The organism is Streptomyces sp. NPDC015127 (assembly GCF_043080095.1).
In the GTDB taxonomy this organism is placed as follows: Bacteria; Actinomycetota; Actinomycetes; order Streptomycetales; family Streptomycetaceae; genus Streptomyces.
In genome coordinates this window covers 393,123-419,372 of sequence record NZ_JBIBVE010000002.1, presented here as the reverse complement: position 1 = coordinate 419,372, position 26,250 = coordinate 393,123, and the positions used below count along the sequence as shown (strand labels likewise).

The 26,250-nt window shown below is 72.3% G+C and carries 26 protein-coding genes; 8 read left to right on the top strand and 18 right to left on the bottom strand.

The window, feature by feature from the left end; genetic code table 11:
* Window positions 1-29 precede the first annotated feature (29 nt).
* Genes ACF08N_RS05155 through ACF08N_RS05145 form a run of 3 tightly spaced genes read right to left on the bottom strand, consistent with a single transcriptional unit; the run spans window position 30 to window position 2,444 of the window.
* Window positions 30-836 carry an amino acid ABC transporter ATP-binding protein gene (locus ACF08N_RS05155; RefSeq protein WP_392323218.1) on the bottom strand — a complete coding sequence of 269 codons (807 nt, stop codon included), beginning with the start codon at window positions 834-836 and terminating at the stop codon, window positions 30-32.
* Window positions 837-879: 43 nt separating this feature from the next.
* Window positions 880-1,710, bottom strand: coding sequence for an amino acid ABC transporter permease (locus tag ACF08N_RS05150; protein ID WP_392323217.1), 831 nt, complete (start codon window positions 1,708-1,710; stop codon window positions 880-882).
* Entirely contained in the window at window positions 1,677-2,444 is a 768-nt protein-coding gene (locus ACF08N_RS05145) for an ABC transporter substrate-binding protein (RefSeq protein ID WP_392323426.1), read from the bottom strand. The genes ACF08N_RS05150 and ACF08N_RS05145 overlap by 34 nt, the downstream gene beginning before the upstream one ends.
* 300 nt (window positions 2,445-2,744) lie before the next feature.
* Here ACF08N_RS05145 and ACF08N_RS05140 point away from each other — a divergent pair, with 300 nt between their 5' ends.
* Window positions 2,745-3,167, top strand: a complete 423-nt coding sequence (locus ACF08N_RS05140; protein ID WP_392323216.1) for a hypothetical protein — start codon at window positions 2,745-2,747, stop codon at window positions 3,165-3,167.
* Window positions 3,168-3,320: 153 nt separating this feature from the next.
* Entirely contained in the window at window positions 3,321-5,645 is a 2,325-nt protein-coding gene (gene secD, locus ACF08N_RS05135; RefSeq protein ID WP_392323215.1) for a protein translocase subunit SecD, read from the top strand.
* 119 nt (window positions 5,646-5,764) lie between these two features.
* Here secD and ACF08N_RS05130 read toward each other — a convergent pair whose 3' ends face one another.
* The 5 genes from ACF08N_RS05130 to ACF08N_RS05110 all read right to left on the bottom strand — a co-directional run bounded on the left by ACF08N_RS05130 (window position 5,765) and on the right by ACF08N_RS05110 (window position 10,644).
* Window positions 5,765-6,097 carry a LysR substrate-binding domain-containing protein gene (locus ACF08N_RS05130; protein WP_392323214.1) on the bottom strand — a complete coding sequence of 111 codons (333 nt, stop codon included), beginning with the start codon at window positions 6,095-6,097 and terminating at the stop codon, window positions 5,765-5,767.
* Between the two features lie 57 nt (window positions 6,098-6,154).
* The gene (locus tag ACF08N_RS05125; protein WP_392323213.1) at window positions 6,155-7,069 is read right to left on the bottom strand and encodes a LysR family transcriptional regulator; all 915 of its coding nucleotides are present in this window, start codon (window positions 7,067-7,069) and stop codon (window positions 6,155-6,157) included.
* Window positions 7,070-7,106: 37 nt separating this feature from the next.
* Window positions 7,107-8,300: a glycine C-acetyltransferase gene (locus ACF08N_RS05120; protein WP_392323212.1), complete on the bottom strand. Its 1,194-nt coding sequence runs from the start codon at window positions 8,298-8,300 to the stop codon at window positions 7,107-7,109.
* Between the two features lie 42 nt (window positions 8,301-8,342).
* Window positions 8,343-9,371: an L-threonine 3-dehydrogenase gene (gene tdh, locus ACF08N_RS05115; RefSeq protein ID WP_392323211.1), complete on the bottom strand. Its 1,029-nt coding sequence runs from the start codon at window positions 9,369-9,371 to the stop codon at window positions 8,343-8,345.
* A 247-nt stretch (window positions 9,372-9,618) separates the two neighbouring features.
* Window positions 9,619-10,644, bottom strand: coding sequence for a dipeptidase (locus tag ACF08N_RS05110; RefSeq protein ID WP_392323210.1), 1,026 nt, complete (start codon window positions 10,642-10,644; stop codon window positions 9,619-9,621).
* Between the two features lie 233 nt (window positions 10,645-10,877).
* Between ACF08N_RS05110 and ACF08N_RS05105 the strand changes: the two genes are divergently transcribed.
* Together ACF08N_RS05105 and ACF08N_RS05100 are read left to right on the top strand one after the other, a co-directional pair.
* Window positions 10,878-12,356, top strand: coding sequence for an alpha/beta fold hydrolase (locus ACF08N_RS05105; protein ID WP_392323209.1), 1,479 nt, complete (start codon window positions 10,878-10,880; stop codon window positions 12,354-12,356).
* A gap of 56 nt (window positions 12,357-12,412) precedes the next feature.
* Entirely contained in the window at window positions 12,413-13,498 is a 1,086-nt protein-coding gene (locus ACF08N_RS05100) for an RES domain-containing protein (protein ID WP_392323425.1), read from the top strand.
* A gap of 83 nt (window positions 13,499-13,581) precedes the next feature.
* Here ACF08N_RS05100 and ACF08N_RS05095 read toward each other — a convergent pair whose 3' ends face one another.
* The 3 genes from ACF08N_RS05095 to ACF08N_RS05085 form a co-directional block, all read right to left on the bottom strand.
* On the bottom strand, window positions 13,582-14,691 hold the full coding sequence (locus tag ACF08N_RS05095) for a DUF6397 family protein (RefSeq protein ID WP_392323208.1): 1,110 nt from the start codon (window positions 14,689-14,691) through the stop codon (window positions 13,582-13,584).
* Window positions 14,692-14,791: 100 nt separating this feature from the next.
* Entirely contained in the window at window positions 14,792-15,193 is a 402-nt protein-coding gene (locus tag ACF08N_RS05090; protein WP_392323207.1) for a roadblock/LC7 domain-containing protein, read from the bottom strand.
* A gap of 118 nt (window positions 15,194-15,311) precedes the next feature.
* Window positions 15,312-15,917 carry an ATP/GTP-binding protein gene (locus ACF08N_RS05085; protein ID WP_392323206.1) on the bottom strand — a complete coding sequence of 202 codons (606 nt, stop codon included), beginning with the start codon at window positions 15,915-15,917 and terminating at the stop codon, window positions 15,312-15,314.
* Between the two features lie 188 nt (window positions 15,918-16,105).
* Between ACF08N_RS05085 and ACF08N_RS05080 the strand changes: the two genes are divergently transcribed.
* Window positions 16,106-16,699, top strand: coding sequence for a GNAT family N-acetyltransferase (locus ACF08N_RS05080; protein WP_392323205.1), 594 nt, complete (start codon window positions 16,106-16,108; stop codon window positions 16,697-16,699).
* Window positions 16,700-16,736: 37 nt separating this feature from the next.
* Here the strand turns inward: ACF08N_RS05080 and ACF08N_RS05075 are convergent, their stop codons facing one another.
* From ACF08N_RS05075 to ACF08N_RS05060, 4 genes are all read right to left on the bottom strand, one after another.
* Window positions 16,737-17,138, bottom strand: coding sequence for a DUF742 domain-containing protein (locus ACF08N_RS05075; protein ID WP_392323204.1), 402 nt, complete (start codon window positions 17,136-17,138; stop codon window positions 16,737-16,739).
* Window positions 17,135-17,557 carry a roadblock/LC7 domain-containing protein gene (locus ACF08N_RS05070; RefSeq protein WP_392323203.1) on the bottom strand — a complete coding sequence of 141 codons (423 nt, stop codon included), beginning with the start codon at window positions 17,555-17,557 and terminating at the stop codon, window positions 17,135-17,137. The genes ACF08N_RS05075 and ACF08N_RS05070 overlap by 4 nt, the downstream gene beginning before the upstream one ends.
* The gene (locus ACF08N_RS05065) at window positions 17,554-20,289 is read right to left on the bottom strand and encodes a nitrate- and nitrite sensing domain-containing protein (protein WP_392323202.1); all 2,736 of its coding nucleotides are present in this window, start codon (window positions 20,287-20,289) and stop codon (window positions 17,554-17,556) included. The genes ACF08N_RS05070 and ACF08N_RS05065 overlap by 4 nt, the downstream gene beginning before the upstream one ends.
* 381 nt (window positions 20,290-20,670) lie before the next feature.
* On the bottom strand, window positions 20,671-21,549 hold the full coding sequence (locus ACF08N_RS05060) for an MHYT domain-containing protein (protein WP_392323201.1): 879 nt from the start codon (window positions 21,547-21,549) through the stop codon (window positions 20,671-20,673).
* A 159-nt stretch (window positions 21,550-21,708) separates the two neighbouring features.
* Between ACF08N_RS05060 and ACF08N_RS05055 the strand changes: the two genes are divergently transcribed.
* The 3 genes from ACF08N_RS05055 (at window position 21,709) to ACF08N_RS05045 (ending at window position 23,743) form a co-directional block, all read left to right on the top strand.
* Window positions 21,709-22,317 carry a class I SAM-dependent methyltransferase gene (locus ACF08N_RS05055; protein ID WP_392323200.1) on the top strand — a complete coding sequence of 203 codons (609 nt, stop codon included), beginning with the start codon at window positions 21,709-21,711 and terminating at the stop codon, window positions 22,315-22,317.
* A 152-nt stretch (window positions 22,318-22,469) separates the two neighbouring features.
* Window positions 22,470-22,799, top strand: coding sequence for a hypothetical protein (locus ACF08N_RS05050; protein WP_392323199.1), 330 nt, complete (start codon window positions 22,470-22,472; stop codon window positions 22,797-22,799).
* 74 nt (window positions 22,800-22,873) lie between these two features.
* Window positions 22,874-23,743: a hypothetical protein gene (locus ACF08N_RS05045; RefSeq protein ID WP_392323198.1), complete on the top strand. Its 870-nt coding sequence runs from the start codon at window positions 22,874-22,876 to the stop codon at window positions 23,741-23,743.
* Window positions 23,744-23,831: 88 nt separating this feature from the next.
* On the opposite strand, the gene ACF08N_RS05040 is transcribed toward ACF08N_RS05045, so the two are convergent.
* The 3 genes from ACF08N_RS05040 to ACF08N_RS05030 form a co-directional block, all read right to left on the bottom strand.
* Window positions 23,832-24,374: an MOSC domain-containing protein gene (locus tag ACF08N_RS05040; protein ID WP_392323197.1), complete on the bottom strand. Its 543-nt coding sequence runs from the start codon at window positions 24,372-24,374 to the stop codon at window positions 23,832-23,834.
* Between the two features lie 166 nt (window positions 24,375-24,540).
* Window positions 24,541-24,723, bottom strand: a complete 183-nt coding sequence (locus tag ACF08N_RS05035) for a hypothetical protein (protein ID WP_392323196.1) — start codon at window positions 24,721-24,723, stop codon at window positions 24,541-24,543.
* Between the two features lie 69 nt (window positions 24,724-24,792).
* Window positions 24,793-25,899 (bottom strand): acyl-CoA desaturase, encoded by a 1,107-nt coding sequence (locus tag ACF08N_RS05030; protein WP_392323195.1) that lies wholly within the window; start codon window positions 25,897-25,899, stop codon window positions 24,793-24,795.
* Window positions 25,900-26,250 lie beyond the last annotated feature (351 nt).

Here is a 26,250-nt window from a genome sequence, read left to right as displayed (position 1 = left end):
CCGGGGCCGTCCGGTCCTGCGGACCCGTGTCAGCGTTCCTTGTCCGGACCGTCCGCCGGTCCCTCGGTGCCGGGCTGATCGGCCGCGGCCGGGTCGAGCAGCCGCATCAGGAAGTTGCGCGTCCGCTCGTGCCGCGGGTTTCCCACGACCTGCTCCGCGGGACCCTCCTCGACGATCACTCCGCCGTCCATGAACACGACCCGGTCGGCGACCTCCCGGGCGAAGCTCATCTCGTGCGTGACGACCATCATGGTCATGCCCTCGGCGGCCAGCTGGCGCATCACCGCGAGGACATCGCCCACCAGCTCCGGGTCGAGCGCCGAGGTCGGCTCGTCGAAGAGCATGACCTCCGGGTCCATGACCAGTGCCCGGGCGATCGCCACCCGCTGCTGCTGGCCGCCGGACAGCTGCGCGGGATACGCCTCGGCCTTGTCCGCGAGACCGACCCGCTCCAGGTTCCGCCGGGCCACCTCGGCGGCCTTCGCCTTGTCCCGGCGCAGCACGCGCCGCTGGGGAAGTGTCAGGTTCTCCGTCACGTTCACGTGCGGGAAGAGGTTGAACTGCTGGAAGACCATGCCGATCCGGCGGCGTACCGCGTCGATGTCGACATCGAGGTCGGTGACCTCGGTGCCGCCGACGAAGACCTGGCCCTCGGTCGGCTCTTCCAGCAGGTTCACACAGCGCAGCAGCGTCGACTTCCCGGAGCCCGAGGGACCGATGACGCAGACCACCTCGCCCGCCGCGACGTCGAGATCGATGCCGCGCAGGACCTGGTTGTCGCCGAAGGACTTGAAGAGGCCCCGGATCTCGATCTCGGGGCGGCCCGTGGCGCTCATGCTCCCGCTCCCCGCCTGTGTGTGCTTCTCCGGCATCCGTTCCTCACTTCGCCTTCTCGGCGCGGGCCTCGAGGCGGCGCACCACGAAACTCAGCGGCACGGTCACCAGCAGATAGCACAGGCCGGCGACCAGGATCGGTGTGGAGTTGGCCGTCTGGCTCGCCAGGTCGCGGCCGAACTTGGTCAGCTCGCGCTCCTGCAGCGTCACGCCGAGGAACAGGACGAGCGACGAGTCCTTGAACAGAAGCACCAGTTCGTTCGTCAGTGGCGGGATCACGATACGGAACGCCTGCGGGATGATCACCGAGACCATGGCCCTGGCGTGCGAGAAGCCCAGCGAACGGGCCGCCTCCATCTGCCCCTTGGGCACCGCCTGGATGCCCGCCCTGATGGTCTCCGCCATGTACGCGGCGGCGACCAGGCCGAGGCCGAGGGCGACCTTCCCGTACGTACCGCCCGGGATCTCCGTGCCGGGGAAGGCCAGCGGGACCGCGACGCCGACGAAGATGAAGATCAGCAGCGCGGGCAGACCGCGGAAGATCTCGATGTAGACGCTCGCCACCCACCGGTAGGGGGCGACGGACGACAGCCTCATCAGCGCGATGACCAGGCCGAGGACCAGGCCGAACACGAAACCGGACACGGTGTAGACCACCGTGTTGCGCAGCGCGGTGGTGATGATGTCCGGGAACAGTTCCTCGGCGAGCTCCTGCTGCGCGAACTGGTTCTGCAGGCGGTCCCAGTCGGCGAGCACACCGATGACGACCAGGACCGCCACGAACAGCGCGTACTGAATGCCCTGCGAGACCCGGCGCCGCTGGCGCCGGGTGAGTCGTGAGGTCACGACCCGTCCTTGGGCAGCGGGCCGATCCACTGCTCGTAGAGCTTGTTGTAGGTGCCGTCGGCGCGGGCGTCCTTGATCGCCTTGTCGATCGCGGCGCGCAGCTTGTCGTTGCCCTTCTTCACCGAGAAGCCGTACTGCTCACCGGTCTCGATGTTCTCCCCGAGGACGAACTCCGCGGCATTCGCCTTGTCCTTCAGCCAGCCCTGGACGACCGGGTAGTCGATCACGACGGCGTCGACCTGGCCGGTGCGCAGGCCGTTGAGGACGGCGTCGGAGCTTTCGAAGGCGACGGGGTCGAAGCCCTGGCTCTTGGCGTAGCTCTCACCAGTCGTCTCGGCCTGGGCGCCGAGCTTCTTCTTCTGGGACTTGACGTCGGCGAGGGTCTTCACGCCGCTCTTCTTGGTGGCGAGCAGCGCCTGGGTGGCGTCGAAGTAGGGGACGGAGAAGTCCACGTTCTTCTTGCGATCGTCGGTGATCGTCATACCGGCCGCCGCGAGATCGCATTCACCGGAGTTGAGGAAGGCACCGGTCTTGAAGTTCTCGAACGGGGTGTCGAGGATCTTCTGCTCCACCTCGAGGTTCTTCGCCACGAGGTCGATCAGCGCCACGTCGAAGCCGACGATCTTCCCGTCCTGCTCGAACTGGAAGGGCGGGTAGGGCAGGTGCGTGCAGGTGGTCAGCTTGCCCTTCTCCACCACCGGGACGCCGCCCGCCGCCTCACCGGGGCCGTCGTCGGCGGAGGCACAGCCGACGGCAAGGAACATGCCGGCCGCCACGGCACCTGCGGTGGCGCGGGAGCGGAAGCTGCTTCGGTGGGTGCGGTGTCCGCGGGCCGTCCCGAACACGGTGACCTCCAGGGGTGTGGGCCGGCGACCGCCAGAGCGCGGCCGCCCGCCGTGATCGTAAGCCAACCGGGGCGTGCTCTGCCGCAGCCGTCCACGACGGGTTCCCTGCCCTGGCCGACGGGCGAGCACACGTGCCGGTGCCCCTGACCGGTCCCCGTCGCCTAGGCTGAGCCCCGGCAGGGCAGCTGGGCAAACGGAACGAGCGGTGAGGGGGCGGGGATGCGCCGGCGTACGCATCGGGCCCTCGCGGCGGCCCTCCCGTCCGTGCTCCTCGGCGTCCTGTCGCTGCTCCTGTCACTCGCCGGTACGGCTCCGGGCACGCAGAGTGCGCCGCCCGTGCCCGCCCTCGCGTCGGTCCCCGTGGTCGCACCGGCGCTCCCCCCGGTCGCCGGCGCCGAGACCGTACGAGCGGAACGGCCAACTCCGCGGGGGCCCGAAAAGGCGGTGCACCACGACGCGGCCGCCGAGCAGTCGGTGCGGCTGTCCGGCGCACCGCCGCTGCCGGCCGGTCCCGTGACCGCAGTGCAGCCCCTCCCCCTGCGCGGGGGTGTGACGGCGGGACCGCGTCAGGAGCGTGCTCCGCCGCGCCACGCGTACGATCCGCGGCACACCCGCGGACCTCCCTCCACCCGGCACAGCTGACGATCCCGCGCCCGCCGTTCCGGGGCGCCGCGGCATGCCCGCGCCGCCCCGGACGACGTGGCGCCCTTCCTGTGTCCTTCCGTCCGCCGGCGCGGGCGTCACCCGTCACCGAAACGGCGCGCCCGTCCTCCGCGGACCGTTCGTGGAGCCTTCATGTCATCTCGCCGTACCACGTTGTGGCGTGCGCTGATCGCGCTCGCCGTCGTCGCCGTCTCCCTCGGCGTCGCTCTCACCACTCCCGCACGCCTCGGACTCGATCTGCGCGGCGGCACGCGGATCGTCCTGGAGACCGAGGACTCCCCCACTGTCCGTGCCGACGCGTCGGCGACGGACCGCGCGCTGGAGGTGCTGCGCCGTCGCGTCGACGGGCTCGGTGTCGCCGAACCATCCCTCGCCCGCTCCGGGGAGCGGCGCATCGTCGTCGAACTGCCCGGGGTGCAGGACCCCCGCAAGGCCGCCGACGTCATCGGCCGCACCGCCCAGTTGTCCTTCCACGCCGTCACCGGTGCGGCACCGGGACCGGTGAGCCGCCCCGCCGCGGACGGGTCGCGCGTCCTCGCCGACCCCGACACGCCCGGCGGCCATCTGCGACTCGGGCCTGCCGCCCTGACCGGCGACGGCGTCGAGGACGCCGAGGCCGTGCTCGACACACAGAGCGGCAGGGGCTGGAGCGTCGACCTGTCGTTCCGCGGCGCCGCTGGCGGGACCTGGGCACGCCTGACGGGCGACGCGGCCTGCGCGGCACCCTCGGACCCGGCCCGGCGCGTGGCGATCGTGCTGGACGACCGGATCGTGTCCGCGCCCGGCATGCAGAGCAGCGTGCCCTGCGGGACGGGCATCACCGGCGGCTCCGCGCAGATCAGCGGCGGCTTCGACGCCGCCGAGGCGCGCGACCTGGCAGCGCTCGTGAAAGGCGGAGCCCTGCCCGTTCCCGTGACGACGGTCGAACAGAGCACGGTGGGCCCCACGCTCGGCGCCGAGGCGATCCGGGCGAGCGCGCTCGCCGCCGTGATCGGCCTGGTCTGCACCGGGCTGTTCATCATCGCCGTGTACCGGCTGCTGGGGCTCCTCGCCACCGTCGCGCTCGCGCTGTACGGGCTCATCTCCTACGCCGCGGTCGTGGCGCTCGGCGCGACCCTCACGCTGCCGGGCCTGGCCGGGTTCGTCCTCGCGATCGGCATCGCCGTGGACGCCAATGTGCTCGTCTTCGAACGGGCGAGGGAGGAGTACACGCGCCCCGGCGGCCGGCGGCCCAAGGGGCCCCGCGACCTGCGCCCGCCACTGCGCACCGGCTTCGCCAAGGCGTGGAGCGCGGTGGCCGATTCGAATGTGACGACACTGCTCGCCGCCGGTCTGCTGTTCGCGTTTGCCACCGGCCCGGTCAAGGGCTTCGGCGTCACCCTCGCCATCGGTGTGCTGGCGTCCATGGTCTCCGCGATGCTGATCACGCGGCTGCTCGCCGAATGGGCCGTGCGGACGGCGTTCGTGCGCCGGCGGCCGGCGCTCACCGGGATGGCGACCATCGGACGATTGCGGGCGCGTCTCGCGCGGCGTACGCCGCGGCTGATGCGGCACCGGCGGCGCTGGCTCGGGATCTGCGCCGGTGCGCTGCTCCTCGCCGTCGGCGGGATCGGTGTGCGCGGGCTGGAGTTCGGGGTCGAGTTCACCGGCGGACGCAGCGTGCAGTACGCGGCCGAGCGGCCGGTGGACGCGGACGCGGCGCGCGCGGCCGTGGTCGAGGCGGGCTTCCCGCAGGCGGTGGTGCAGACGACCGGTGAGGACACGGTGTCCGTCCGCACCAAGGAGACCGGCGACCGGCAGCAGGAACGGATCCGTGAGGCGCTGGAGACGGTCGGCGGCGACGTCACGGTGGAACGGGACGAGCTGATCGGCCCCAGTCTCGGCGGCGAGCTGCGCACCCACGCGCTGGTCGCCCTGGGCATCGCGGTCGCGGCACAACTGGTGTATCTGAGCCTGCGGTTCCGGTGGACCTTCGCGACGGCGGCGGTCGTCGCGATGGTGCAGGACGTGCTGCTGGTGGTGGGGCTGTTCGCCTGGCTGGGCAGGCCGGTCGACAGCGTCTTCCTGGCGGCGCTGCTCACGGTGGTCGGCTACTCCGTCAACGACACGGTCGTCGTCCTGGACCGGCTGCGCGAACTGCGCCGTACCGGCACGTCCCTGGAGTGGGCGGACCTCGCGGACCGGGCGGTGGCGCAGACCCTGCCGCGTACGGTCAACACGGGCATGGGCGCGCTGTTCGTCCTGGTCGCGCTCGCCGTCCTCGGCGGCGACTCGCTGACGGACTTCTCCGTGGCGCTCCTCGCGGGGGTCGTGGTGGGCATGGCGTCCACGGTGTTCACGGCCATGCCGGTGGCCGTGATCCTCCAGTCCCGCCGCTCCGGGCGGTCCCGCCCGGCCCGTACACCGCGCGGCGGACGGGCGCTGCGGTCGGACGACCGCAGCGGGGCGGTCGTCTGACGACCGGCGGCCCGTCGGCTGCGCACCGGCTCACGGGCGGGCCGCGCAGCCGACGGCGCCGCCGTGGCCGGGCCGGTGAGCCGAGTGGGCGGGTGCGACCACCCGGTGGTCCGGGCGGCCTACGCGGTCCGACGATCCCGTGAGCCGGGCGCATGCCGTGATCCAAAGGCCCTGTGCGCCGAGCGGCCCGGCGTCGGTGCGGACCCGAGCCGCCGGGTCGGGGCTACCGCTGAGCCGCCTCGCGCAGGGCGCCCAGAAGGCCGCTCAGCGCGGGGCCCGCAGGGTTGGGAGCGGCGTACGGCGGCGTGAACGGCTCGCACCGGCTCGGGGCCGCGCACCTTGCGCACCACGACCCCCGGGTGGCGCCCGCCGATGCCCATGACCGGCATCAGGCTGATGCCGAGCCCGGCGGCGACGAAGCCCTGGGCCGTGGCGTAGTCCTCGCTGTCCACCAGCCTGGCCCCCGGACCGGCGCGCCGGAGAGCGGTCGCGGGTGAACTCCCGGCCCGTCAGCCGGTGGACAGGCCCTCGGCCGTGAGCGCGAGGGCGTCGAGGACCGGGCGGATCAGGGGATGGCTCTCCGCACCGCGGCGCACCGCGGCGAACACCCGGCGCGTGGCGGCGGGGCCCGACACGGGCCGGACCACGGTGTCGCTCAGTTCCATCCCGCGCAGCGCCGAGCGCGGCACGAGGGCGACACCCGCTCCCGCGCCGGCGAGAGCGACGACGGCACGGAAGTCGTCCGACAGGTGGACGAGCCGGGGCTGGAAACCCGCGAGTTCGCAGGCGAGCAGCACCATGTCGTGGCACGGGTTGCCGGGGTAGGGGCCGATCCAGTCGCTGTCGCCGAACTCCGCCAGCTCGACCTTGTCGCTGCCCGCCAGCGGATGATCGGCGCGCAGCACGGCGTCGAACGGCTCCGCGTACAGGGGAACCCTGGCCAGCCGCCGGTCGTCCGCGCCGGGAGCGCCCCGGTACTCGACGGCCACCGCGAGATCGGCCTCGCCGTCGAGGACCAGCGGCAGGCTCTCGTCACCCTCGGCGTCCCGGACGCGCACCCGGATGCCGGGGCGGTCGGCCGCGAGCCGCCCTATGGCCGGCGCCACCACCTCGGCGATGCCGGTGGCGAACGCGGCGACGGTCACCTCGCCCGCCGCCCCGCCCGCGTACGCGGCGAGCTCCGCCTCGGCCCGCTCCAGCTGGGCGAGGACGGTGTGGGTGTGGGCGAGGAGGATCTCGCCCGCGGCCGTGAGGGTCACGCCCTTGCCGCTGCGGATCAGGAGGGTGTGGCCCGTCTCCTGTTCCAGCGCGTTGAGCTGCTGGGAGACGGCCGAGGGGGTGAGGTACAGCGCGGAGGCCGCGGCGGTCACCGTACGGTGGTCCGCCACGGCCCGCAGGATGCGCAGCCGCCGGGGGTCGATCACCAGGCCATTTTGCCAGCCCGGGCGGCTCTCTCCGGCCTCAGCCCTTCAGGACCCGGCGGGCGTCCGTGAAGGCGGCGACGGCGCGCTCGACGTCCGCGGTGGAGTGCGCGGCGGACAGCTGGACGCGGATGCGTGCCTGGCCCATCGGCACCACGGGGTACGAGAAGCCGATCACGTAGACGCCGCGCTCCAGCAGCAGCTCGGCCATGCGGCCCGCCTCCGCGGCGTCGCCGATCATGACCGGTGCGATGGCGTGCTCGCCGGGCAGGATCTCGAAACCGGCCTCGGTCATCTTCGTGCGGAACAGCTTGGTGTTGGCCGCCAGCTTCTCGCGCAGGTCACCGGCGGATTCCAGCAGGTCCAGGACCTTGAGGGAGGCGGCGGCGATCACGGGGGCGAGGGAGTTGGAGAACAGGTAGGGGCGGGAGCGCTGGCGCAGCAGCTCGACGATCTCGGCGCGGGCGGCGACGTAACCGCCGGACGCGCCGCCGAGCGCCTTGCCGAGGGTGCCGGTGATGATGTCGACGCGGTCCATCACACCGTGCAGTTCGGGGGTGCCGCGGCCGCCGGGGCCGACGAAACCGACGGCGTGCGAGTCGTCGACCATGACCATGGCGTCGTAGCGGTCGGCGAGGTCGCAGATCTCGGCGAGGGGCGCGATGTAGCCGTCCATGGAGAAGACGCCGTCGGTGACGATGAGGCGGCGGCGCGCGTCCTGGGTCTCCTTGAGCTGCTGCTCCAGGTCGGCCAGGTCGCGGTTGGCGTACCGGTGGCGGCGGGCCTTGGACAGGCGGATGCCGTCGATGATGGAGGCGTGGTTGAGGGCGTCGGAGATGACGGCGTCCTCGGGGCCGAGCAGGGTCTCGAACACTCCGCCGTTGGCGTCGAAGCAGGAGGAGTAGAGGATCGTGTCCTCCTGGCCGAGGAACGCCGACAGACGCCGCTCGAGCTCCTTGTGGATCTCCTGGGTGCCGCAGATGAAGCGCACGGAGGCCATTCCGTATCCCCAGCGGTCGAGCGCGTCCTTCGCGGCGGCGACGACGTCGGGGTGGTCGGCGAGGCCCAGGTAGTTGTTGGCGCAGAAGTTGAGCACGTCACCGGGGGCGCCGCCGGCCGTGACGGCGACGGACGCGCTCTGCGGGGTGCCGATGACCCGCTCGGGCTTGTAGAGACCGGCGTCGCGGATCTCGTCGAGGGTGGCGCGGAGCTCGTCGCGGACGGACGCGTACATGAGGGTTCTCCTTGAGGCTGTTTCTCGGTGAGAGAGCGGGACTCAGACGGTCCAGTCGAGGATGATCTTGCCGCTCCGGGCGGTCGCGGCCTCGTCGAAGGCGGCGTCGAAGTCCTGGTAGCCGTAGCTGCCGGTGATCACGGGGGTCAGGTCGAGGCCGCCCTCCAGAAGCACCGTCATGGCGTACCAGGTCTCGAACATCTCGCGGCCGTAGATGCCCTTGACGGTGATCATCGAGGTGACGATCTTCGACCAGTCGACGGCGAACTCCTGAGCCGGCAGGCCCAGCATCGCGATCCGGCCGCCGTGCGTCATGTTGTCGACCATGTCCCGCATGGCCTCGGGCCGGCCGGACATCTCCAGGCCGATGTCGAAGCCCTCCTTGAGACCCAGCTGCCGCTGGGCGGCGGCGATGTCGGTCTGGGAGACGTTCACCGCGAGGGTGGCGCCGACCTTGCGGGCGAGCTCCAGGCGGGACTCGCTGACATCGGTGATCACCACGTTGCGCGCGCCGGCGTGCTTGGCGACGGCGGCGGCCATGATGCCGATCGGGCCCGCGCCCGTGATCAGCACGTCCTCACCCACGAGCGGGAAGGACAGGGCCGTGTGCACGGCGTTGCCGAACGGGTCGAAGATGGCGGCGACGTCCAGGTCCACCGCGGTGCGGTGCACCCACACGTTGGAGGCGGGCAGCGCGACGTACTCGGCGAAGGCGCCGTCGCGGCCGACGCCGAGACCGATGGTGCTCCGGCACAGATGGCGCCGGCCGGCCAGGCAGTTGCGGCACTTGCCGCAGACCAGGTGGCCCTCACCGCTCACGATGTCCCCGACGGCGATGTCCGACACGTCGGCACCGACCGCCGCGACCTCGCCGACGAACTCGTGTCCGAGGATGCGCGGCGTCGTGACGGCCTGCTGCGCCCAGCCGTCCCAGGACCTGATGTGCAGGTCCGTGCCGCAGATGCCGGTGCGCAGCACCTTGATGAGCACGTCGCCGGGGCCGGTCTCGGGCTCCGGCACGTCCATGAGCCACAGCCCGGGCTCAGCGTGCTGCTTGACAAGTGCCTTCATCAGGGCGGCTCCAGGCATGGTGACGGGACTGGCCGGATACCGAAAATACGGCCCCGCTCAGTGGACGCGCTCCAATCTGCCCAGCTCGGAGCGTCGCGTCCATCGAGGTTTTCTTAAGCGGCCCCACAGTCCAGCTTCATGCCCTTCCCCGCCCGGTCCGACGGACCGTGCGGCCACCCCGTCCCGCGCCGGCCGGCCACCCGGCCGGGCCCGGCCGTCGTCGTCGGGCCGGGCCGGGCCGTCGCCGTCAGGCGGGGCGGCCCAACTCCTTGCGGAACAGGTCGAGGAGGTTGCCACCGAGGACAGCGCGCAGGGTGTCCTCCGGCATGCCCCGCCGATTCAGAGCCTCGGTGACGAGGGGCAGTCCGCGGGGGCCTTCGAGACGGGGCAGGGACCACTCGTACGCGTAGCCCTCCTCGCAGCAGGGCGGCGTGATGTCGTCGTTGACCTCCTTGATGAAGTCGGGGCCGAGTCCGACGTGCTCCGCTCCGGCGACGTCGGTGATGTGCACGATGTGGTCGACCAGCACGTCGAGCGTGGCCCCCGCGGGGTCGGCGGCGAGGAACTCGGGGAGGAAGTTGACGCAGACCGTGCCGCCGGTGGCCGCGATGCCGCGTATCTGGTCGTCCGTGAGGTTGCGGTGGTGGTCGCGCAGGGCGCGGGCCGAGGAGTGGGTGGCCATCACCGGCCGCGTCGCCAGCTCCAGCACATGGGCCACGCCCGACGCGCTCAGGTGCGACACGTCGAAGATGATGCCCAGGCGCTCCATCTCGGCCAGCGCCGCCACTCCGGCTTCGGTGAGCCGGCTGCCGGTGGCGTCCTCGCCGCTGCCGTCGGCGAGCGGCGTGCGCCCCCAGTGCGCGATGGAGGCGATGCGCACGCCGAGCCGGTGCAGGGTGGAGAACAGCTCCACGTCGGCATCGACTCCGGGCGCGCTCTCCAACGCGAGCACGAGCGCGATCCTGCCATCCGCCAGGGCCGCGTCGATGTCGTCGCCGTCCAGGCACAGGCGCACCGCGTCAGCGTTGCCCTCAGCTATGACGTGGGCGCATTCGATCATGCGGAGTGTTTCCCGCAGAGCGCCTTCGGGACGGAAGCGGTCGCCGATGAAGACCGGCAGCACCTGCAAGGTGACGCCACCGTCGCGCAGTTGGGGCAGCCACCGCTCACGGAAGAACTCGGCCCAGCGGTGCGGGGGCCGTGCGGCGACAGCGATCAGCAGGTCGTTGTGGGCATCGGCGACGACGGGGGTGCGGTACAGGGCTTGGGGCACTGTGGGACCATCCTGACGTGGGGTGGGCCGGGCGATCAGTTGATCACCGAGCCGACTGGGCAGAATCAGAACGGTATTCCCGAGGCGGGCACCCGCGCCGACCAATTACTGGGGACCCAACTGCCGGACGCCTCCCCGGTTTTCCTCGGCGACCGCACCGACCCCCGCGCGCCCTCACAGACCTGCGTATGATGCCCGCGATCGCGCACCGGGGCAGACATCCAGGGGGACACTTGCGACAGGCTGCCGTCGTCTTCGTTCACGGGCTGTTCTCCTCTCCGGCCACATGGACGCCGCTCCAACAGGAGTTATGCGCGATCCCTTCGGTCGCGGACGAGTTCGACTTCCTCTTCTTCGAGTACGCTACGAGGCCGCTCACCTGGAACCCTCTGCGGCGGATGCCTGACCTTGACACCGTGGCGGAGAGTCTTCGCGGCTTCATCGGGGACCTGACGGGCGGCTATGAACGCGTGGCTCTCGTCACCCACAGCCAGGGCGGGCTGGTCGCCCAGCGGTTTCTCTCCAGAATGCTGTTGTCGGGCCGGGGCAGAGAACTGGCCAGGCTCCGTCGACTGGTGATGTTCGCGTGTCCGAACAACGGATCGGACTTGTTCCTGCTGGCCCGCAGAGGCCTGATTCCGATGACCCGGAACAGCCAGGAGCGAGAACTCAAGCCGCTGCAGACATCGGTACTCGAGACACAGCGCCGGGTCATCGACGGGATCGTCCGGGCGCCGCATGTCTCGAGCGACAGGTGCCCGATCCCGATCGTCGCGTACGCAGGAGAGAGCGACAACGTCGTCGTTCCCTCTTCGGCGGCGGGATTCTTCCCCGAGACGGGCGTCCTGCCCGGCGACCACTTCACCATCATCCGGCCCAAGGGACCCGACAGCCGGATCGTCCACGCGATGCGCAAGGAGCTGGCCCGGGCCCTGGCCGAGCCGTTTCCCGTCGAGCCGCAACCCGAAGCGGACATCCCCCACCATCGACGACCGGCCCACCGCACCGACGACGTCTTCACCGAACTGGAGATCGCCGGCCCCATCACCATCCCCACCGGCGGCACCGGCGCGCACACAAGCGAGTTCTTCCTCCACGGCGGCCCGGTGGAACAGCTCAGGAACGTCGACATCGTGGTCTCGTCGGAGAACACCTACCTCCAGCTCTCCCAGTTCTTCAAGCCGTCGACCTCCGGCAGTCTGCGTTGGGCTGCCGCCGAGAAGAGCGGTAGCGGCCAGATCCTCGAGGATGTGGCCGGCGACCACCTCGCCGCATGGCTCCGCAACCACGGCAGCTACGGTTTGCCGGTGCCCGAAGGGACTGTGGCCCCGACACCGGCGGGCGCCCTCCAACGACGGAACGTCCACCGGATCTACCACGCGGCCATTGCGAGCCCCGTGTCCGGAACGAACAGCTACCGGATCGCCCCGCAGGCGATCCCCCGCGCGGTCCACAACACCTTCGACCTGGCCAGACGGGAAAGGGACGAGCTGGGGCTCCCCCTCAACTCCATCTGCTTCCCCCTCTTCGGGGCAGGGCGCGGTGGGATGAGCGTCTCGGAGAGTTTCGAGTTGATCTGGGAACCGATGATGAGCGAGCTGTCCGACGATCCCAGTTGGAGCATCCACTTCACCACCCGTCGCAGGACGATCCACGACCTTCTCCACGGTCGGCTTCAGGCGAAGAGACGTGCGTACGACGAGATCGCGTGAGGAGACGCCTGGTGACGCCATCGAAACGAGCCGCCCTCCTGTCGCGCGTGGTCTGCATGGACCACATCACCGATGACCACCTCCGCCGCCGGCTCACCGCGTCGCTGACCTCCGATCGCTGTGACTTCTGTACCCGCATGGACCGCTCACGGCCGGTGGCCGTGGACCTCGGCACACTCGTGCGGAGCGTCATGGCGGCTGTACGAGAGGCATACGAGCAGACTGCCGGGCCTGATCAGGGAATCCCCACCTCCGTTGCTGTCGAGGAGATCTGCCACCGCGCGATCGATGCCGCCGTCACGCGCGCAGTGGCGGACTGTACGGAACGCGCGGGCTGGCGGTCCCGCGGGTTCTCCCGGCCCGGAACGACCGGGGAAGTGACCTTCGTACCGTGGTCCGCCTTCCGTGAACGGGTCAGACATCAGCGGCGGTTCACTCTGCTTTCCGGGACCGACCACGATGAGCAGCCGCCGGTCGACATGCTCGACGTCGTATCGGCCGTCATCGAGAAGCTTGGGCGTGTCCGCACACTGCCGGCAGGTCACCGGGTGTGGCGCGGCCGGATGCGTGCCGACACGACCCGTCCCGGCTTCGTGGCAGCCACCATCGGATCGACGCCACGGACCCGCGCCACGGCCAACCGATTGAGCCCGGCAGGGGTGTCCATGTTCTACGGATCCGCGGACGTGGACACCGTCGTCGCGGAGATATCGGCTCATGATGTCCGTCCTTACGCGGCGGTCGCCGCCTTCGAGCTGACACGCCCGGTCGCCGTGATCGACCTGTCGGCCGTCCCGGAGCCCCCGAGCGTCTTCGACCCCGACTGGAGGTCCCTTGTTCACCCGGTCGCGTTCATCCGGTCGTTCTCCGAGGACTTGAGCCGACCGGTGGTGCTCGACGGACGCGAGCACACCGAGTACGTCCCCACTCAGGTCCTGACCGAGTACTTCCGCTGGCTTTCTCCGCTGCGGGTCGAGGGCATCGTCTTCCGCTCCGCCCAGAACGGCGGGATCAACTACGTGCTCTTCACGGGACCCGAGGGCTGCGTCGACGAGCACGCCGATCAACCAGGCGCCATGCTTCGCCTCCGGCCTCACACCGAACTGGTCGTCGAACGTGCTCCTTCGAAGCAGCACGTCTGACTCCCCCGGGAGCATGCTGAGACAAGTGCCGGCCGGCATCGGCCGACAGGGGTGTCAGCCGCTGCGGTCGGCCGACGGCCGCGTCAGCCCGCCGGGGTCGGCTTTCGGCGCCGGAGACGGTCCAGCAGGGCGCGCGGGGTGCGGCGTGACAGCGGTAGTGCGGGCGGGCGCCGGTCCGGGCGGCTGGTAGCCGCGTGCCTGCCCCGCCGCCCGGCCGGACGCGGCAGGCCCGGAGACACGACCGGACCTTGCGGCACACCCTGAGGTGACGTGGGGTGACCGGGCCTGGGCGCCGGAGTCTGCTGACGCGCTTCGCGCAGTGCCTCGGCCAGGCTGACCCGGTGCCACAGGATCTCGTCGGGGTGGTCCGCGAGCAGCAGGCGGTCCACCAGCTCGCGGCCCGCCGGGGATTCGGGTCTGCCGCCGGGCAGCAGGTCGGGCCGGAGCACGCGCAGACGGGACCGCTCGTATGGGTCGGGAACCACCTCGGCCACCGACACCGGGTCGAGCACCGCCGCGATGGCGGCGGCGCGCGCCCATGGGTCCGCCGTGGACCGCAGCAGGAGCCCGAGCTTTCGGCCGCGCCAGTTCCGCGCGCGCCGGTCCTCACCTGCATCGAGCGCCGCCCGCACCGCGGGCGGGGTCCGTCCGGTCAGCAGCTCGGCGTGGTCCTGGGCGAAGTCGCGCAGCTCGCATGCGAGATAGAGCCACACGACCGCCCGGTAGCGGTTGAGGTAGAAGCGCACCGGGACGAAGTGGCCCGTGCGGGCGAGCCCGGTGAACCGGTGTCCGGTGATCGCGAGAAGCTCGGCGCCCTCGCGGGTGCCGACCGTCCGGACCCGCTCCCGCAGCACATCCGGGAAACCCTCCGCCGCCCGGAGCCTGTCGATCTCGTACCGGGCGATCCTGGGCGGGCCACCGCTCGCGTCCGGCGTCGTGCGCACCTGACCGAGCTGTACGGCGAGATCCAACTCGCTGCGTTTCAAACTCAGGTCCCGTGCAGCCCGGCTCAGCGCGAGGCCCTGCGGCCCCGTCTGCCCCGTGGCCTGCGCCACCGTCCGTCCCGTGGCCTGTCCCGTATCCTGCGCCGGCGCCTGCCCCGTGCCTTGCGCGGCCGGGACCCGAACTCCGTACCGCGAGGCGTACATCGCGTCCCCTGCCGCGTACGACAGCGCGTCCTGCTTGGTCACCATGGTCGGTCTCCCCCGTAGAGCCGTGAATACTCTCGGTGATGACCATAGCCCGCAGCCGCGACATCCCGCCCGGCCTGTGGACAACCCCTGTCTTCGCAGGTCAGAACGTGTTGCCAGGCTGGCGTGCCTCGACGCCCAGGTGCTCGCCGACCCGGTTGACCATCAGCGTCATCTCGTAGGCGACCTGGCCCACGTCCGCCTCGGCGTCGCTGAGGACGCACAGGCAACTGCCTTCGCCCGCCGCGGTCACGAACAGCAGAGCCTCGTCGAACTCGACCATGGTCTGGCGCGCGCGGCCGGCCCGGAAGTGGCGCCCGGAGCCGCGGGCGAGGGAGTGCAGGCCGGAGGAGACCGCCGCCAAGTGCTCCGCGTCCTCGCGCGCGAGGCCAGCACTGGCCCCGGTGACCAGGCCGTCGTTGGAGAGCACGAGTGCGTGCCGTATGTACTCGACCCGCTCGGTCAGGTCGTCCAGCAGCCAGTCGAGTCCCTTGTCCAACGCCATGGCCGGTCCCTCCCCGCTCGTACGCCCCGTGGTCTCGTTCGCCGGTAAGCCTTTCGCACGTGTGCGCCCACGGCAAGGTGCCGCCGCGGACGACCGCCGCGCAACAGTGCACGACCGGTCAACCGACGGAGTCCAGCATCCGGGCGGTGTGCACTCGGCCCGCGTACTCGACGAGCCGGACCAGGACCTCCTTGCCGGAGTCGCGGTCTCGCGCGTCGCACAGGACGACCGGCGTGCCCCGGTCGAGATCGAGTGCGCGGGAGACCTCGTGGGCACCGAAGGAACGCGCGTCGGGGAAGCAGTTGACCGCGACGACGAACGGGATGCGGCGGTGCTCGAAGTAGTCGACGGCGGGAAAGCAGTCGCCGAGCCGCCGGGTGTCGGCGAGGACGACCGCGCCGAGCGCGCCCTGTGAAAGCTCGTCCCACAGGAACCAGAAGCGGTCCTGGCCCGGGGTGCCGAACAGATAGAGGGACAGTCCCGACCGGATCGTTATACGGCCGAAGTCCATGGCGACGGTCGTGGTCGTCTTGCGGGCGACACCCTCGGTGTCGTCCACGGTGCTCCCGGCCTCGCTGAGCTGTTCCTCCGTGCGCAGCGGCCGGATCTCGCTGACCGCGCCGACGAGCGTGGTCTTGCCGACGCCGAAGCCGCCTGCGACGAGGATCTTGAGCGCGAGGTCGACGGAGTCCGCGGCGTCGGTGTCGTGGGTGGTGGAGGACATCGGTCGTTTCTCCCAGGGGGGTGGACGGGCAAGGGCGGGGTGGTGCAGGGACCGCCGGCGCGTTCCCGCCGGAGGCGGATGCGGGCGGCGCGTTCCCGTCGGGAACGGATACGGGCGGCGGCGGCGATGGGACGCGTTGATCCGGATATTCCCTGGCGGGCGCAGCGGCGGCCGACGATGATCCCGGCATGCGCGCCTTCCTGGAGACCGACCGTCTGACGCTGCGGCCCTTCCGCGAGTCCGACGCGGACGACGTACTCGCTCTCGACAGCGACCCCGAGGTCATGCGCTGCCTCAACGGCGGTGAGCCCACGTCCCGTGAGGAGGTGCTGCGCGAGAAGATGCCTGCTCTCCTGCGGCACTACCCGTGCCTGGACGGCAGGGCGGGCGTCGAAGGCCGCGGGTACTGGGCGGCCCAGGACCGCAGCTCGGGTGCCTTCCTCGGCTGGTTCGAGTTCCGCCCGCTGCGCGACGACAGATGTGACGAGGTGGAGCTGGGCTACCGTCTGAACCGCCGGGCGTGGGGTCGCGGGCTGGCGACGGAGGGTTCGCGGGCGCTGATCCGGCTCGGCTTCACCGAGCTGGGGGTGCTGCGGGTGACCGCCAACACGATGACGGTCAACCAGCGTTCGCGTCGTGTGATGGAGAAGGCGGGTCTCGGCTACGTTCGCACCTTCTTCGAGGAGTGGCCGGACGCCATCGAGGGCTCGGAGTTCGGGGATGTCGAGTACGCCGTCACCCGGGCGGAATGGCTGGGCGGCGGGGCCGCCCCGAAAGACTGAGCGGCCGGGGTTCCGGCCCGCGTACCGGCCGCAGCCGTCACAGGGCGCGCAGGCCCTCGATGACCTCACGCAGGATCCTTTCCTCGGGCAGTTGTGCGGGCGGCACGGGGCGGCTGACCTTCACGTGCCCGGCTGCCAGCAGATCGCCGAGGAGCACGCGTACGACACCGACGGGCAGGTCGGCGTCGGCCGCGAGTTCCGCGACGGACTGCGTCTCGCACCGGCACAGCGCCAGCAGCGTGCGGTGCTCGGGACCCAGGAGCGAGACATCGTCCGACCCGGGCGCGTCGTCGTCCACGACGACCAGGGCGATGAGGTCGAAGCGGACATGGCCGGGGCCCGGTTCGGTCCGCCCGCCGGTCATCGCGTACGGGCGGACGAGCGGTCCCGCGTCCGCGTCGTACCACTGGCTGCCGGTGGGCTCGGCGGTGCCGCTCATGGCGTGCTGACGCGCGCCGGTGTGCGCAGGTGTTCACCGACACGGTTGACGAGGCGGGCCATCTCGTAGGCGATCAGCCCGATGTCCGCGCTGACGGCGGTCAGCAGGGCGAGACAGGAGCCGTCTCCGGCTGCCGCCACGAAGAGGAAGCCGTCGTCCATCTCGACCATCGTCTGCCGTACGCCGCCGGCGTGGAAGTGGCGTCCCGCGCCCTTGGCGAGGCTGTGGAAGCCCGAGGCCACGGCCGCGAGATGCTCGGCGTCCTCGCGGGACAGACCGTCGGAGGCGCCGACGGGGAGTCCGTCGTCGGACAGCACGACCGCGTGCCGCACCTCGGCCACGCGCAGGACGAGATCGTCCAGCAGCCAGTCGAGGTCGCCGAATCGGTAAGGGGCCACGGCTGATTCGTGCTCGGTCATGCTCGGTCTCCTTCGCTGCCGGGGAGTGACCGGCGGTCGCGGTGGGGCTGAGGGGCGGGGTGGGGCTGAAGGTCGCGGTGGGGCTCTTGGGCATCCCGGTGCGCCCCGGGGGCGCCAGGGCGGGAAGATCCGGGCGCTGCGCCGCCGCCCCTCACCCAGCCGCTGCGGTACGCGTTCATCCGGGCGCGGACGACATCGGGACTGCGGTCGGCAGAGCCGTCGGCGGGCGGGGCGCTGCTCGGCGGGGCTTCCTGCGGGGCCTGACGCAGCTGGGGTGCGAGGTGGGACTGGCGTATCCGGCGCGGGAGTTCACCCTCTGCGGCCGGCGCCTGGACGCCACGCGGCCGCAGTGCGCGGACCGCGGCGGGCGGCGCCTGCTGCGCGTCCCGGGCTCCGGCCGGGGGCGACCCGGGTCCTGCGGCCCGTGTCGAGGGCCCGGCTGGGGCGTCCGAGGGGGCGCGGACGGCGTTCGGTACGGGCCTGGGCCGTGCGTGGCCTGCCGTCAACTCGTCCGCCCGGGGGCTGTCGACGCGAAGCCCAGGGGTCCGCCCCTCACCCGGCGGGTACGCGCGGGTGCTCCCCTGGTCCCGGCCCTGCGACTGCTCCCGGCCCTGCGGCACGCGGGACGCCGGTCCAGGCCCGCGGCCGCCGCCCGCGCCCGCGGGCAGGGCGCCCTGCAGCAGTGCGGTCGGCAGCAGCACCACCGCCGTGCTGCCCCCGTACGGCGAGGTGCACAGCCGCACCTTGATGCCGTGACGGAAGGCGAGGCGGCTGACGACGAACAGCCCGAGGCGGTCGCTGTCGAAGAGGTCCAGCGCCTGCGACTCCTCCAGTTTGCGGTTGGCCTCGGCGAGGGCTTCCTGTCCCATGCCCAGCCCGCGGTCCTCGACCTCCAGTGCGTAGCCGTTGCCCACGGGCTCGCCGGTGATGCGCACCTTGGTGTGCGGCGGGGAGAACTGGGCCGCGTTCTCGACCAGTTCGGCGAGCAGGTGGGTGATGTCGGCGACAGCCGCGCCGAGGACGGCCGCCTCGGGCAGCTGCCGGACCTCCACGCGCGCGTAGTCCTCGATCTCGGAGACGGCTGCGCGCACGACGCCGGTCAGCGGGACGGGCCTGCTCCACGCGCGGCCGGGGGCGGCGCCGGACAGGATGATCAGGCTCTCGGCGTGGCGGCGCATCCGGGTGGTGAGGTGGTCGAGACGGAAGAGGTCGCCGAGTTCGCCGGGATCGTCGACGCGGCGTTCCATGGCGTCGAGCAGCGCAAGCTGGCGGTGGACGAGGGTCTGGCTGCGGCGGGCGAGGTTGACGAAGACGCCGGAGATGCCGCCGGCGAGTTCGGCGCGTTCTACGGCCGCGCTGAGCGCCGCGCGGTGCACGGTCGCGAGGGCCTCACCGACCTGCCCGATCTCGTCGTCGGTCGCGGTGCCGGGCGGTGCCTCGGCGCGGATGTCGATCGGCGCGCCGGTGCGCAGTCGGGTCATGGCCTGTGGCAGCTTGCGCCGGGCGATCTCCAGAGCGCTGTTGCGCAGGGAGACGAGTTCGACGACGAGCGCTCGGCCGATGCGTACGGAGATGACGAGGGAGGCGGCGACGGCGGCGAGCCCGAGGAGCACGGCCGCTCCTGCCGGCGTCAGCAGCCCGGCCGCGACCGGGTCGGCGTCGCTCGTGGCGCTGCGGCGGGCGTCGCTCCCGATGCCGCGAATTCCGTTGCCGACGGCGGTGCGGGCCTGCTCCCAGGTGTCCGCGGGCACGGCCGTGGCCGCCGCGCGGCCCGCGCGGGCCGCGGCCACGCGCTGCTCCGCGACGGCCAGCTGCCGGTAGGCGGGTTGTCCGGCGAGTCTCTGCCAGGCCGCGCGAGCGGGGCCGCGCAGGTCGGCGGCCGCGCCTTCGGTGAGTGCCGCGCGGGCCGCGGCAGCGCCGGTGAACAGGCGCAGCCGGTGGGCGTCGAAGGAGCCGGTGAGCCGGGCCGAGGTCACGAGTACGTCCTCGCGGGCGAGCATGTCGCCGGCCCGGTCGAGTTCGAGCAGGACACGGGCGTCGGAGGCGCGGCCGCTGTCGTGGACGCCCGCGACGGCACCGCCGACGGCGAGGCCGGCGGTGACGACGCCGTTGTAGGTCTCATACGCGCTGTTCCAGGCGATCTTGTCGTCGGCGGCGGCCGTGCGCGTCGGCCCGAGCCTCTCCGCGAGCGTGACGAACTCGTCCAGACGCGCGGCCACTTCGCTCGGTGTCTCCCCGCCCGCGGCCACCGTGTGCCGCTCGTCGAGGCGCAGTCGGCGCACGGCGCTGTCGGTGCGCCGGGACGCCGACGTGAGCGCGGCGTCCCGGTCCGTGGAGGGGGAGGCGATCCGATGGAGGGCGGCCCGGCGTTCGGCCTGTACGGCGGCGACGACGGCGGCGACCGGTTCGCCGATCTGCTCGCCGACGCGTTGCGACTGCCGCAGCCGTGCAACGTCCTGAGCGGTGGTCACGGTCGCGAAGCCCCAGAGCGCGAGCAGGGACAGCACGGGCACCATGAGAAGCGAGATGATCTTCGCGCGTACGGTGCGGGGCCGCGGGAGGAGGCGGCGCCGGGCCGTGGGGCGGGAGCCGGGCCGCGGCTCCGGCCGTTGCCCGGTGTGTTCGACCGCGGGTGCCCCGGCGTGTGCGCGCCGCCGGCGGGCTGCCGGCCCGGTGGGCGGCGGGTTCGGGGCCCGGGTGTCGTCGCCCGGGATCCTGCGGGGTGTGCGCATGGCCTCCTCGTTCCGGATGCGGGACCGGCGGCCGTGGCCGTCGGCCGGTCGGGCGGCCCCGCGGTGGTGGGGCGGGTCGGGCCCGACGGGTCGGGCGGTCGCCGCGTGTGGTGGGGCGGAGTGGGGCCGACCGGGTAAGGCGGTCGCCATGGGTGGTGGGCGGTGGGCCGACCGGGTAAGGCGGTCGCCATGGGTGGTGGGCGGTGGGCCGACCGGGTAAGGCGGTCGCCATGGGTGGTGGGCGGTGGGCCGACCGGTAAGGCGGTCGCCATGGGTGGTGGGCGGTGGGCCGACCGGGTAGGGCGGCCCCCCGGCAGTGGTGCGGGGCGGTACCGCCCCGATCAGGCGGCCCCCGCAGAGGTGCGGGATGCGGCCGACCGGTCAGGCGGTCGTCGTGGGGGCCGGCGCCGAGGGAGCTGCGGCGATGGGCCCGGTGGGGCCGGGCGCCATCGGCGGGGCGGCACCCATCGCCTTGCCCGGGATGTCGTGGTCCTGGTCGGTGTCCTCGTCCCGGCCCGCCGACACGTACGCGGCGCGTTCGCCCGCCGTCGGGGAGAGCGCCACGAACGCGGCGGTGACGAAGAGGTAGGACCCGAGCCCGACGGCGAGCGGGAAGATGAACTGCATCGCCCCCGCGCCGGGCAGCCGCCCCGCCACCGGGGCCACGTCCACCGAGACGGCGAGCATTCCGGTGTAGTGCATGCTGCTGACGGCGGCGCCCATGACGAGCGAGGCGACGGCGACGGCGAGCGGCGACTTGATGTGGAGGGCCGCCCACAGGGCCGCCGTCGCGGCGACCACGGCGATAGCGACGGACAGGGCGACCAGCAGGGGGTCGTAGTGCACGCTCCCGTGCAGCCGAAGGGCTGCCATGCCCAGGTAGTGCATGCTCGCCACGCCGAGGCCGGTGGACAGGCCGCCGATCAGCAGGGCCCGTACCGGGTCGCGGCCGTAGCCGACGCAGAAGACGCCGGCGCCGACGACGAGCACGGCGACCAGCAGGCTGAGGACGGTCAGCGGCACGTCGTAGCGGATGTCGGTGCCGCGCACGGCGAAGCCGAGCATGGCGACGAAGTGCATGGTCCAGATGCCGGTGCCGATGGCGGACGCGGCGGTGAGCAGCCAGTTCCGCCGGGCGCGGCCGGTCGTGCTCAGGGCGCGCACCGTACAGCGCAGCCCGAGGGCGGCGCCGATGACGGCCATGAGGTACGACAGCGCGGGGGTCAGGATGCCGAATGCGGCGTGGTCCAGGTGTCCCATGGCCCAGGGACGCTAGCCCTCATGGGGGCGTACGCCGGGCGCACTTCGCAAGCTGATGGAATATGACGGAGAGATGTTCCTGAACGATCGTGCACCGTCCGAACATGTGCGCAGAACGGCCGGGTGACGCGCCGCCCCCTCATGGCGGATCATGGCCCCATGGCCGACGACCACACTCAGGTGCAGGAGTTCTTCGGCGCGCGCGCCGCACGCTGGGACAGCCGGTTCCCCGACGACGGACCCGCGTACGCCGCCGCCGTCGCGGACCTCGGCCTGCGCCCCGGCGACCGGGTGCTCGACGCCGGCTGCGGCACGGGGCGTGCGCTGGAACCGCTGCGCGCCGCCGTGGGCCCGCGCGGCAGCGTCCTGGGCCTCGACCTCACGCCCGAGATGCTGGACGAGGCCAGGCGGGCGGGACGCGGGAGCAGCGGGCTGCTGCTGCTCGGCGACGTCGCCCGCCTTCCGCTGCGCTCCGGATCACTGGACGCCGTGTTCGGCGCGGGGTTGATCTCCCATCTGCCGCACCCGGCGGAGAACCTGCGCGAGCTCGCACGCGTCGTAAGGCCGGGCGGCGCGCTGGCCCTCTTCCACCCCATCGGCCGGGCCGCGCTCGCCGCCCGCCACGGCCGCGCGATCACGGACGACGATCTCCGGGCGGAGCCCAACCTGCGTCCGCTTCTTGCCGGTTCGGGATGGCGGATGACCTCGTACACGGACCGGGACGACCGCTTCCTGGCGCTGGCCGTACGCGAGGACAGCGGGTCCTGAGCACTCCGGCAGGGGTCCCGAGGAACCAAGAGCGGCGCGCACGCAATGCCGCGTTCGCACACCCGCTCCGTCCCGTTCGAACCCCGTGCGAGAGTGGGAGACTTGAGGCGTCGGCGGCATCCGCCGCCCTCTCCTCGGGGAAGGTGGTCCACGTGTTCGCCCGCATCCGCACGTTCTTCGTCGCCCGTTCCGCCCGTACCGCTCGTACCGCCCGTTCCGCCCGGACGTCCGGCGCGGGGCGCCCGCCCCAGCACAACGTCTTCGAGGCCGCCGCGACCTATGTGGCGGCGAGCGTCGAGGACGACTGGGACCGGATCGACGAGGCCACGGGCTGGGTCGCGCCCGACGCCCTCGTCTTCGGGATCAACGAACTCGCCTGCCGTGCGGTCATAGCCCTCGCCCGTGAGCGGAACGAGCCCGTCGAATCGGTCGCGCGCGGTCTCCTCGGCCTGCCCGGAGCGGAACCGTCCCGACCGATTTAGCTCCGCGAACCCTCGACGCACGGGTTACTCACTGGTTAAGGTGCGCCGACGAACGATCGGACGGGGAGGTTGCCGTGGCCGGGGCAGAAGAGGCCGTCGAAGACGACGCGCTGTATGTGCTGACCGCGGTGCTGCTCACACCCGCGCAGTTCCCCAGCGTGCTCGGCGACGACTATCCGGCGGCCTGCCGGGCCCTCGGCCTCGAACCGTACGCCGAAGGGTACGGGCTGGTCCTCGGGCAGGACGCGGACGGTGCCCGCTGGACGGTGGTGGTCGACGACGTGTCCCTCGTCGCCGTCGCCATCGCCTCGTGGGACTGCGGCATGGAGTACGACCTCTCCCCCGACGAGCGTTCGATGGTCGCAGCCCTGCCGGGCTGGCCCCTGGCGGTCGCCGTCGCCGCGCCCGACCTGCCCTCCCCCCACGATCCGGCCCCCGAGGAGGGGGACCGCCCGCCGCTCGCGCCGCCGGACACGGACCGCTGGGGCCCGGCCCAGCGCAGGCTGGGTGCGGACGAGATCGCCTTGCAGTGGGCACGGTGGCGCGAGCAGACCGATCTCGACGCACCGGACGGCACCGACACCGCCGAGGCGTCCGGGGCTTCCGAGGCGTCTGTGGCGGCGTCTCAGGCGTCCGGCCCGGCGGAGGCGGGTGCTGGGACGGCGTCGGGCGGGCTGAGCCAGGGCGTGCGCCGCGCGCTCGGGGAAGCCCGCGCCTACACCGAGTCGGCTCCGCCGCCCGGACGGGTCCGGTCGTCGTTCGCGCCCGGAGGGGCGCGGACGATCCGTGCCGACGGTCCCGGCTGGTCGATGGTCGCGAGGACGGACGACATCGCCTTCGTCCTGCTGGACGAGGAGCCGGGCGAGGTGATCCCGGTGGGACGAGGGGCCGAACTCCCCGGTCTGCTGGAGGCGTTGGAGCAGGTGGCAGTCCACCCTGCATGACCGTGGGTCACTGCGGCCCGGTCGAGCACGCCCCGGTCGGCCCTGGCCCGGGGTCTCCCCGGCCCGGCCCCGTTCGCGCAGCGCCGTCTCAGACCCGTTCGAGCGGGCGGTGCGGGCCCTCGGGCAGTTCCACGTCGATGGCATCGCCCGGCCGGACCACGCCGCCCGTCCTGACCACGCTCATGATCCCGGCCTTGCGCACGAGGGCCCCCGACGCGTCCCGGCCGACGACCTGCTTGAGCAGGCCGTCCTGGAAGGCGTCGATCTGCACGCAGGGATTGCGCAGGCCGGTGACCTCCACGACCGCTTCCGGGCCGAGCCTCAGCAGCGTGCCGACCGGGAGGGACAGCAGGTCGATGCCGGTGGTGGTCACGTTCTCCCCGAGGTCGCCGGGGGCCACCGCGAAACCGGCCTCCCCCACCTCGGCGAACAGCTCCTCGTGGATGAGGTGCACCTGACGGAGATTGGGCTGGGTCGGGTCCTGCGCGACCCGCGACCTGTGCTTGACGGTCACTCCCGCGTGGACGTCGCCCTCCACCCCGAGTCCGGCGAGCAGCGTGATGCTGTCGCGGTTCGGCTTGGTGAACGTGTACTCCCCGTTGCTGCTGACCGCCGTGACTGCCGCACCCATCGTCGGGCTCCCCTCCCCGTGCCAGTGATCGTCCACGACCATACCTCTGCGGGAACGCGACGGTCCGCACACGGAAGGCGGGCCGCAGCACTGCGGCCCGCCCCCGCCCCTCGGGGGTCCTCCTCGGCCGGTCAGCGGCCCGTCAGGTCCGCCGGCCGGCGGACGGTCAGCGGCCGATCTCGCGGCGGGAGACGCGGCGCAGCCTGCGGCGCTGGCTCGGGTCGAGCATCAGATAGGCCACGGCCGGCACGCCGACCACCACCAGCAGTGAGAGCCAGAATCCGAGCAGCGGCATCAGGAGCAGGCCGACAGCCACTCCCCCGATCACGATCTTCGTACGTGTCGACATTTTCGTCGCCTCCTCCGCGGCCGTGGCCGCTCCTGTGGGAAGAACGCTCGCGCCCGCCCGCCGGTTCCCCTACGCGCCGCCGCGCAGCGGTTCGCCCACATCGCGCAGATGCCCCAGGGCCTGGCGGTACGAGTCGACCAGGCCGGTCTCGGTGTACGGAACGGACAGGGCGCGGCAGTGGGCACGGACCAGAGGGCGGACGAGGGCGAGGTGGGGGCGCGGCATGCTCGGGAAGAGATGGTGCTCGATCTGGTAGTTGAGGCCGCCGAGGAACCAGTCGGTCACGGCCCCGCCCCGGATGTTGCGCGAGGTGAGGACCTGCCGGCGCAGATGGCCCCAGTCCTTGCCGTGCTCGCCGTCGGGCATCTCCATGCCCTTGTGGTTGGGCGCGAACGCCATGCCGAGGTGGAGCCCGAGGACCATCTGGTGCAGCAGGCCGAAAACGAGGGCCTGGGCGAGCGGCATGGTGATCAGCAGCAGGGCCGCGTACGCGGCGACGTGAGCGAGGAGCAGGAGCGCTTCGACGGCCCGTTCACGCGGGCTCTGACGGACGGAGGCCGTGCGGGAGAAGACCGCCCGGAATCCGTAGACCTTGAGCGCGATGCCTTCGAGCGTGGTGAGCGGGAAGAACAACCAGGCCTGGTGCCGGGTGAGCCATCCGCGCAGGCCCGTGCGGCCCGTGGCGTGCGCGCTGGTGAAGACCAGGACGTCGGGCTCGACGTCGGGGTCCTTGTCGACGTGGTTGGGGTTGGCGTGATGCCGGTTGTGCTTGTCGTTCCACCATTCCTGGCTCATGCCGAGGAGCAGATTGGCGTGGACGAGCTGGATGAGCCTGCTCCTGCGGCGGTCGCCGCTGATCTGTGCGTGTCCGGCGTCGTGGCCGAAGAAGGCGGCGCGGGCGGAGAACAGCGCGAGCAGCGGGGCGAGCAGGAGTACCCACCAGGAGCCGCCCGTCAGCGCCATGCCGGTGATCACCGCCGCGAGGGCCAGCAGGTTCACGGTGATGCCGCGGGCGTACCAACCCGGCCGGCGTTCCAGGAGCCCCTGCTCCTTGACGGTCCGAAGCAGCGGCGAGAACTCGCTCGCCGCGCCCGCCCGGCCGCGGGCGGCGGGGCCTGCGCCGCGGGTGGACGGCTCGGCGGGAGGGGCCGTGAGGGTGGCACTGGCCTGAGGCATATGGTCTCCGGTCTGCGGGAGGGAGGGCTGGGCGGGCTTGGCCGGCTGTCCGTGGACAACCGACGGCCGACAGCCGCGAGAGATGAGAGCTGAGAGAGATGAGAGCTGAGGATCGGAAGATGGCCGGCAGCCTGCTGTGCCGGGAAGGCGCCGGGTGCCGTCCGTGCCGATGCACGACCGTTCCGACCTGAACCCAACGTAGGGATCGCGGCGCCCGGCGGACCATGACGCCACCACCCGGATCGATCGGGGGAAGGCCCCGCCCGCGGGGGTGGTGTCGACTGTACCTGGCGTCTTTGCACCGACGCGGAGAGTGACTGGCATCACAGCCCGACAGGGCCCGCGCGGGCC

Bases quoted from the DNA above. Each gene is read 5' to 3' on its own strand.
- secD (WP_392323215.1), top strand. From the start codon at position 3,321: ATGTCATCTCGCCGTACCACGTTGTGGCGTGCGCTGATCGCGCTCGCC.
- ACF08N_RS05035 (WP_392323196.1), bottom strand. From the start codon at position 24,723: ATGTCGACACGTACGAAGATCGTGATCGGGGGAGTGGCTGTCGGCCTG.
- ACF08N_RS05095 (WP_392323208.1), bottom strand. From the start codon at position 14,691: ATGGTGACCAAGCAGGACGCGCTGTCGTACGCGGCAGGGGACGCGATG.
- ACF08N_RS05070 (WP_392323203.1), bottom strand. From the start codon at position 17,557: ATGACCGAGCACGAATCAGCCGTGGCCCCTTACCGATTCGGCGACCTC.
- ACF08N_RS05145 (WP_392323426.1), bottom strand. From the start codon at position 2,444: ATGTTCCTTGCCGTCGGCTGTGCCTCCGCCGACGACGGCCCCGGTGAG.
- ACF08N_RS05075 (WP_392323204.1), bottom strand. From the start codon at position 17,138: ATGAGCGGCACCGCCGAGCCCACCGGCAGCCAGTGGTACGACGCGGAC.
- ACF08N_RS05055 (WP_392323200.1), top strand. From the start codon at position 21,709: ATGGCCGACGACCACACTCAGGTGCAGGAGTTCTTCGGCGCGCGCGCC.
- ACF08N_RS05140 (WP_392323216.1), top strand. From the start codon at position 2,745: ATGCGCCGGCGTACGCATCGGGCCCTCGCGGCGGCCCTCCCGTCCGTG.
- ACF08N_RS05060 (WP_392323201.1), bottom strand. From the start codon at position 21,549: ATGGGACACCTGGACCACGCCGCATTCGGCATCCTGACCCCCGCGCTG.
- ACF08N_RS05040 (WP_392323197.1), bottom strand. From the start codon at position 24,374: ATGGGTGCGGCAGTCACGGCGGTCAGCAGCAACGGGGAGTACACGTTC.
- ACF08N_RS05100 (WP_392323425.1), top strand. From the start codon at position 12,413: ATGGACCACATCACCGATGACCACCTCCGCCGCCGGCTCACCGCGTCG.
- tdh (WP_392323211.1), bottom strand. From the start codon at position 9,371: ATGAAGGCACTTGTCAAGCAGCACGCTGAGCCCGGGCTGTGGCTCATG.
- ACF08N_RS05120 (WP_392323212.1), bottom strand. From the start codon at position 8,300: ATGTACGCGTCCGTCCGCGACGAGCTCCGCGCCACCCTCGACGAGATC.
- ACF08N_RS05065 (WP_392323202.1), bottom strand. From the start codon at position 20,289: ATGCGCACACCCCGCAGGATCCCGGGCGACGACACCCGGGCCCCGAAC.
- ACF08N_RS05080 (WP_392323205.1), top strand. From the start codon at position 16,106: ATGCGCGCCTTCCTGGAGACCGACCGTCTGACGCTGCGGCCCTTCCGC.
- ACF08N_RS05155 (WP_392323218.1), bottom strand. From the start codon at position 836: ATGAGCGCCACGGGCCGCCCCGAGATCGAGATCCGGGGCCTCTTCAAG.
- ACF08N_RS05085 (WP_392323206.1), bottom strand. From the start codon at position 15,917: ATGTCCTCCACCACCCACGACACCGACGCCGCGGACTCCGTCGACCTC.
- ACF08N_RS05090 (WP_392323207.1), bottom strand. From the start codon at position 15,193: ATGGCGTTGGACAAGGGACTCGACTGGCTGCTGGACGACCTGACCGAG.
- ACF08N_RS05030 (WP_392323195.1), bottom strand. From the start codon at position 25,899: ATGCCTCAGGCCAGTGCCACCCTCACGGCCCCTCCCGCCGAGCCGTCC.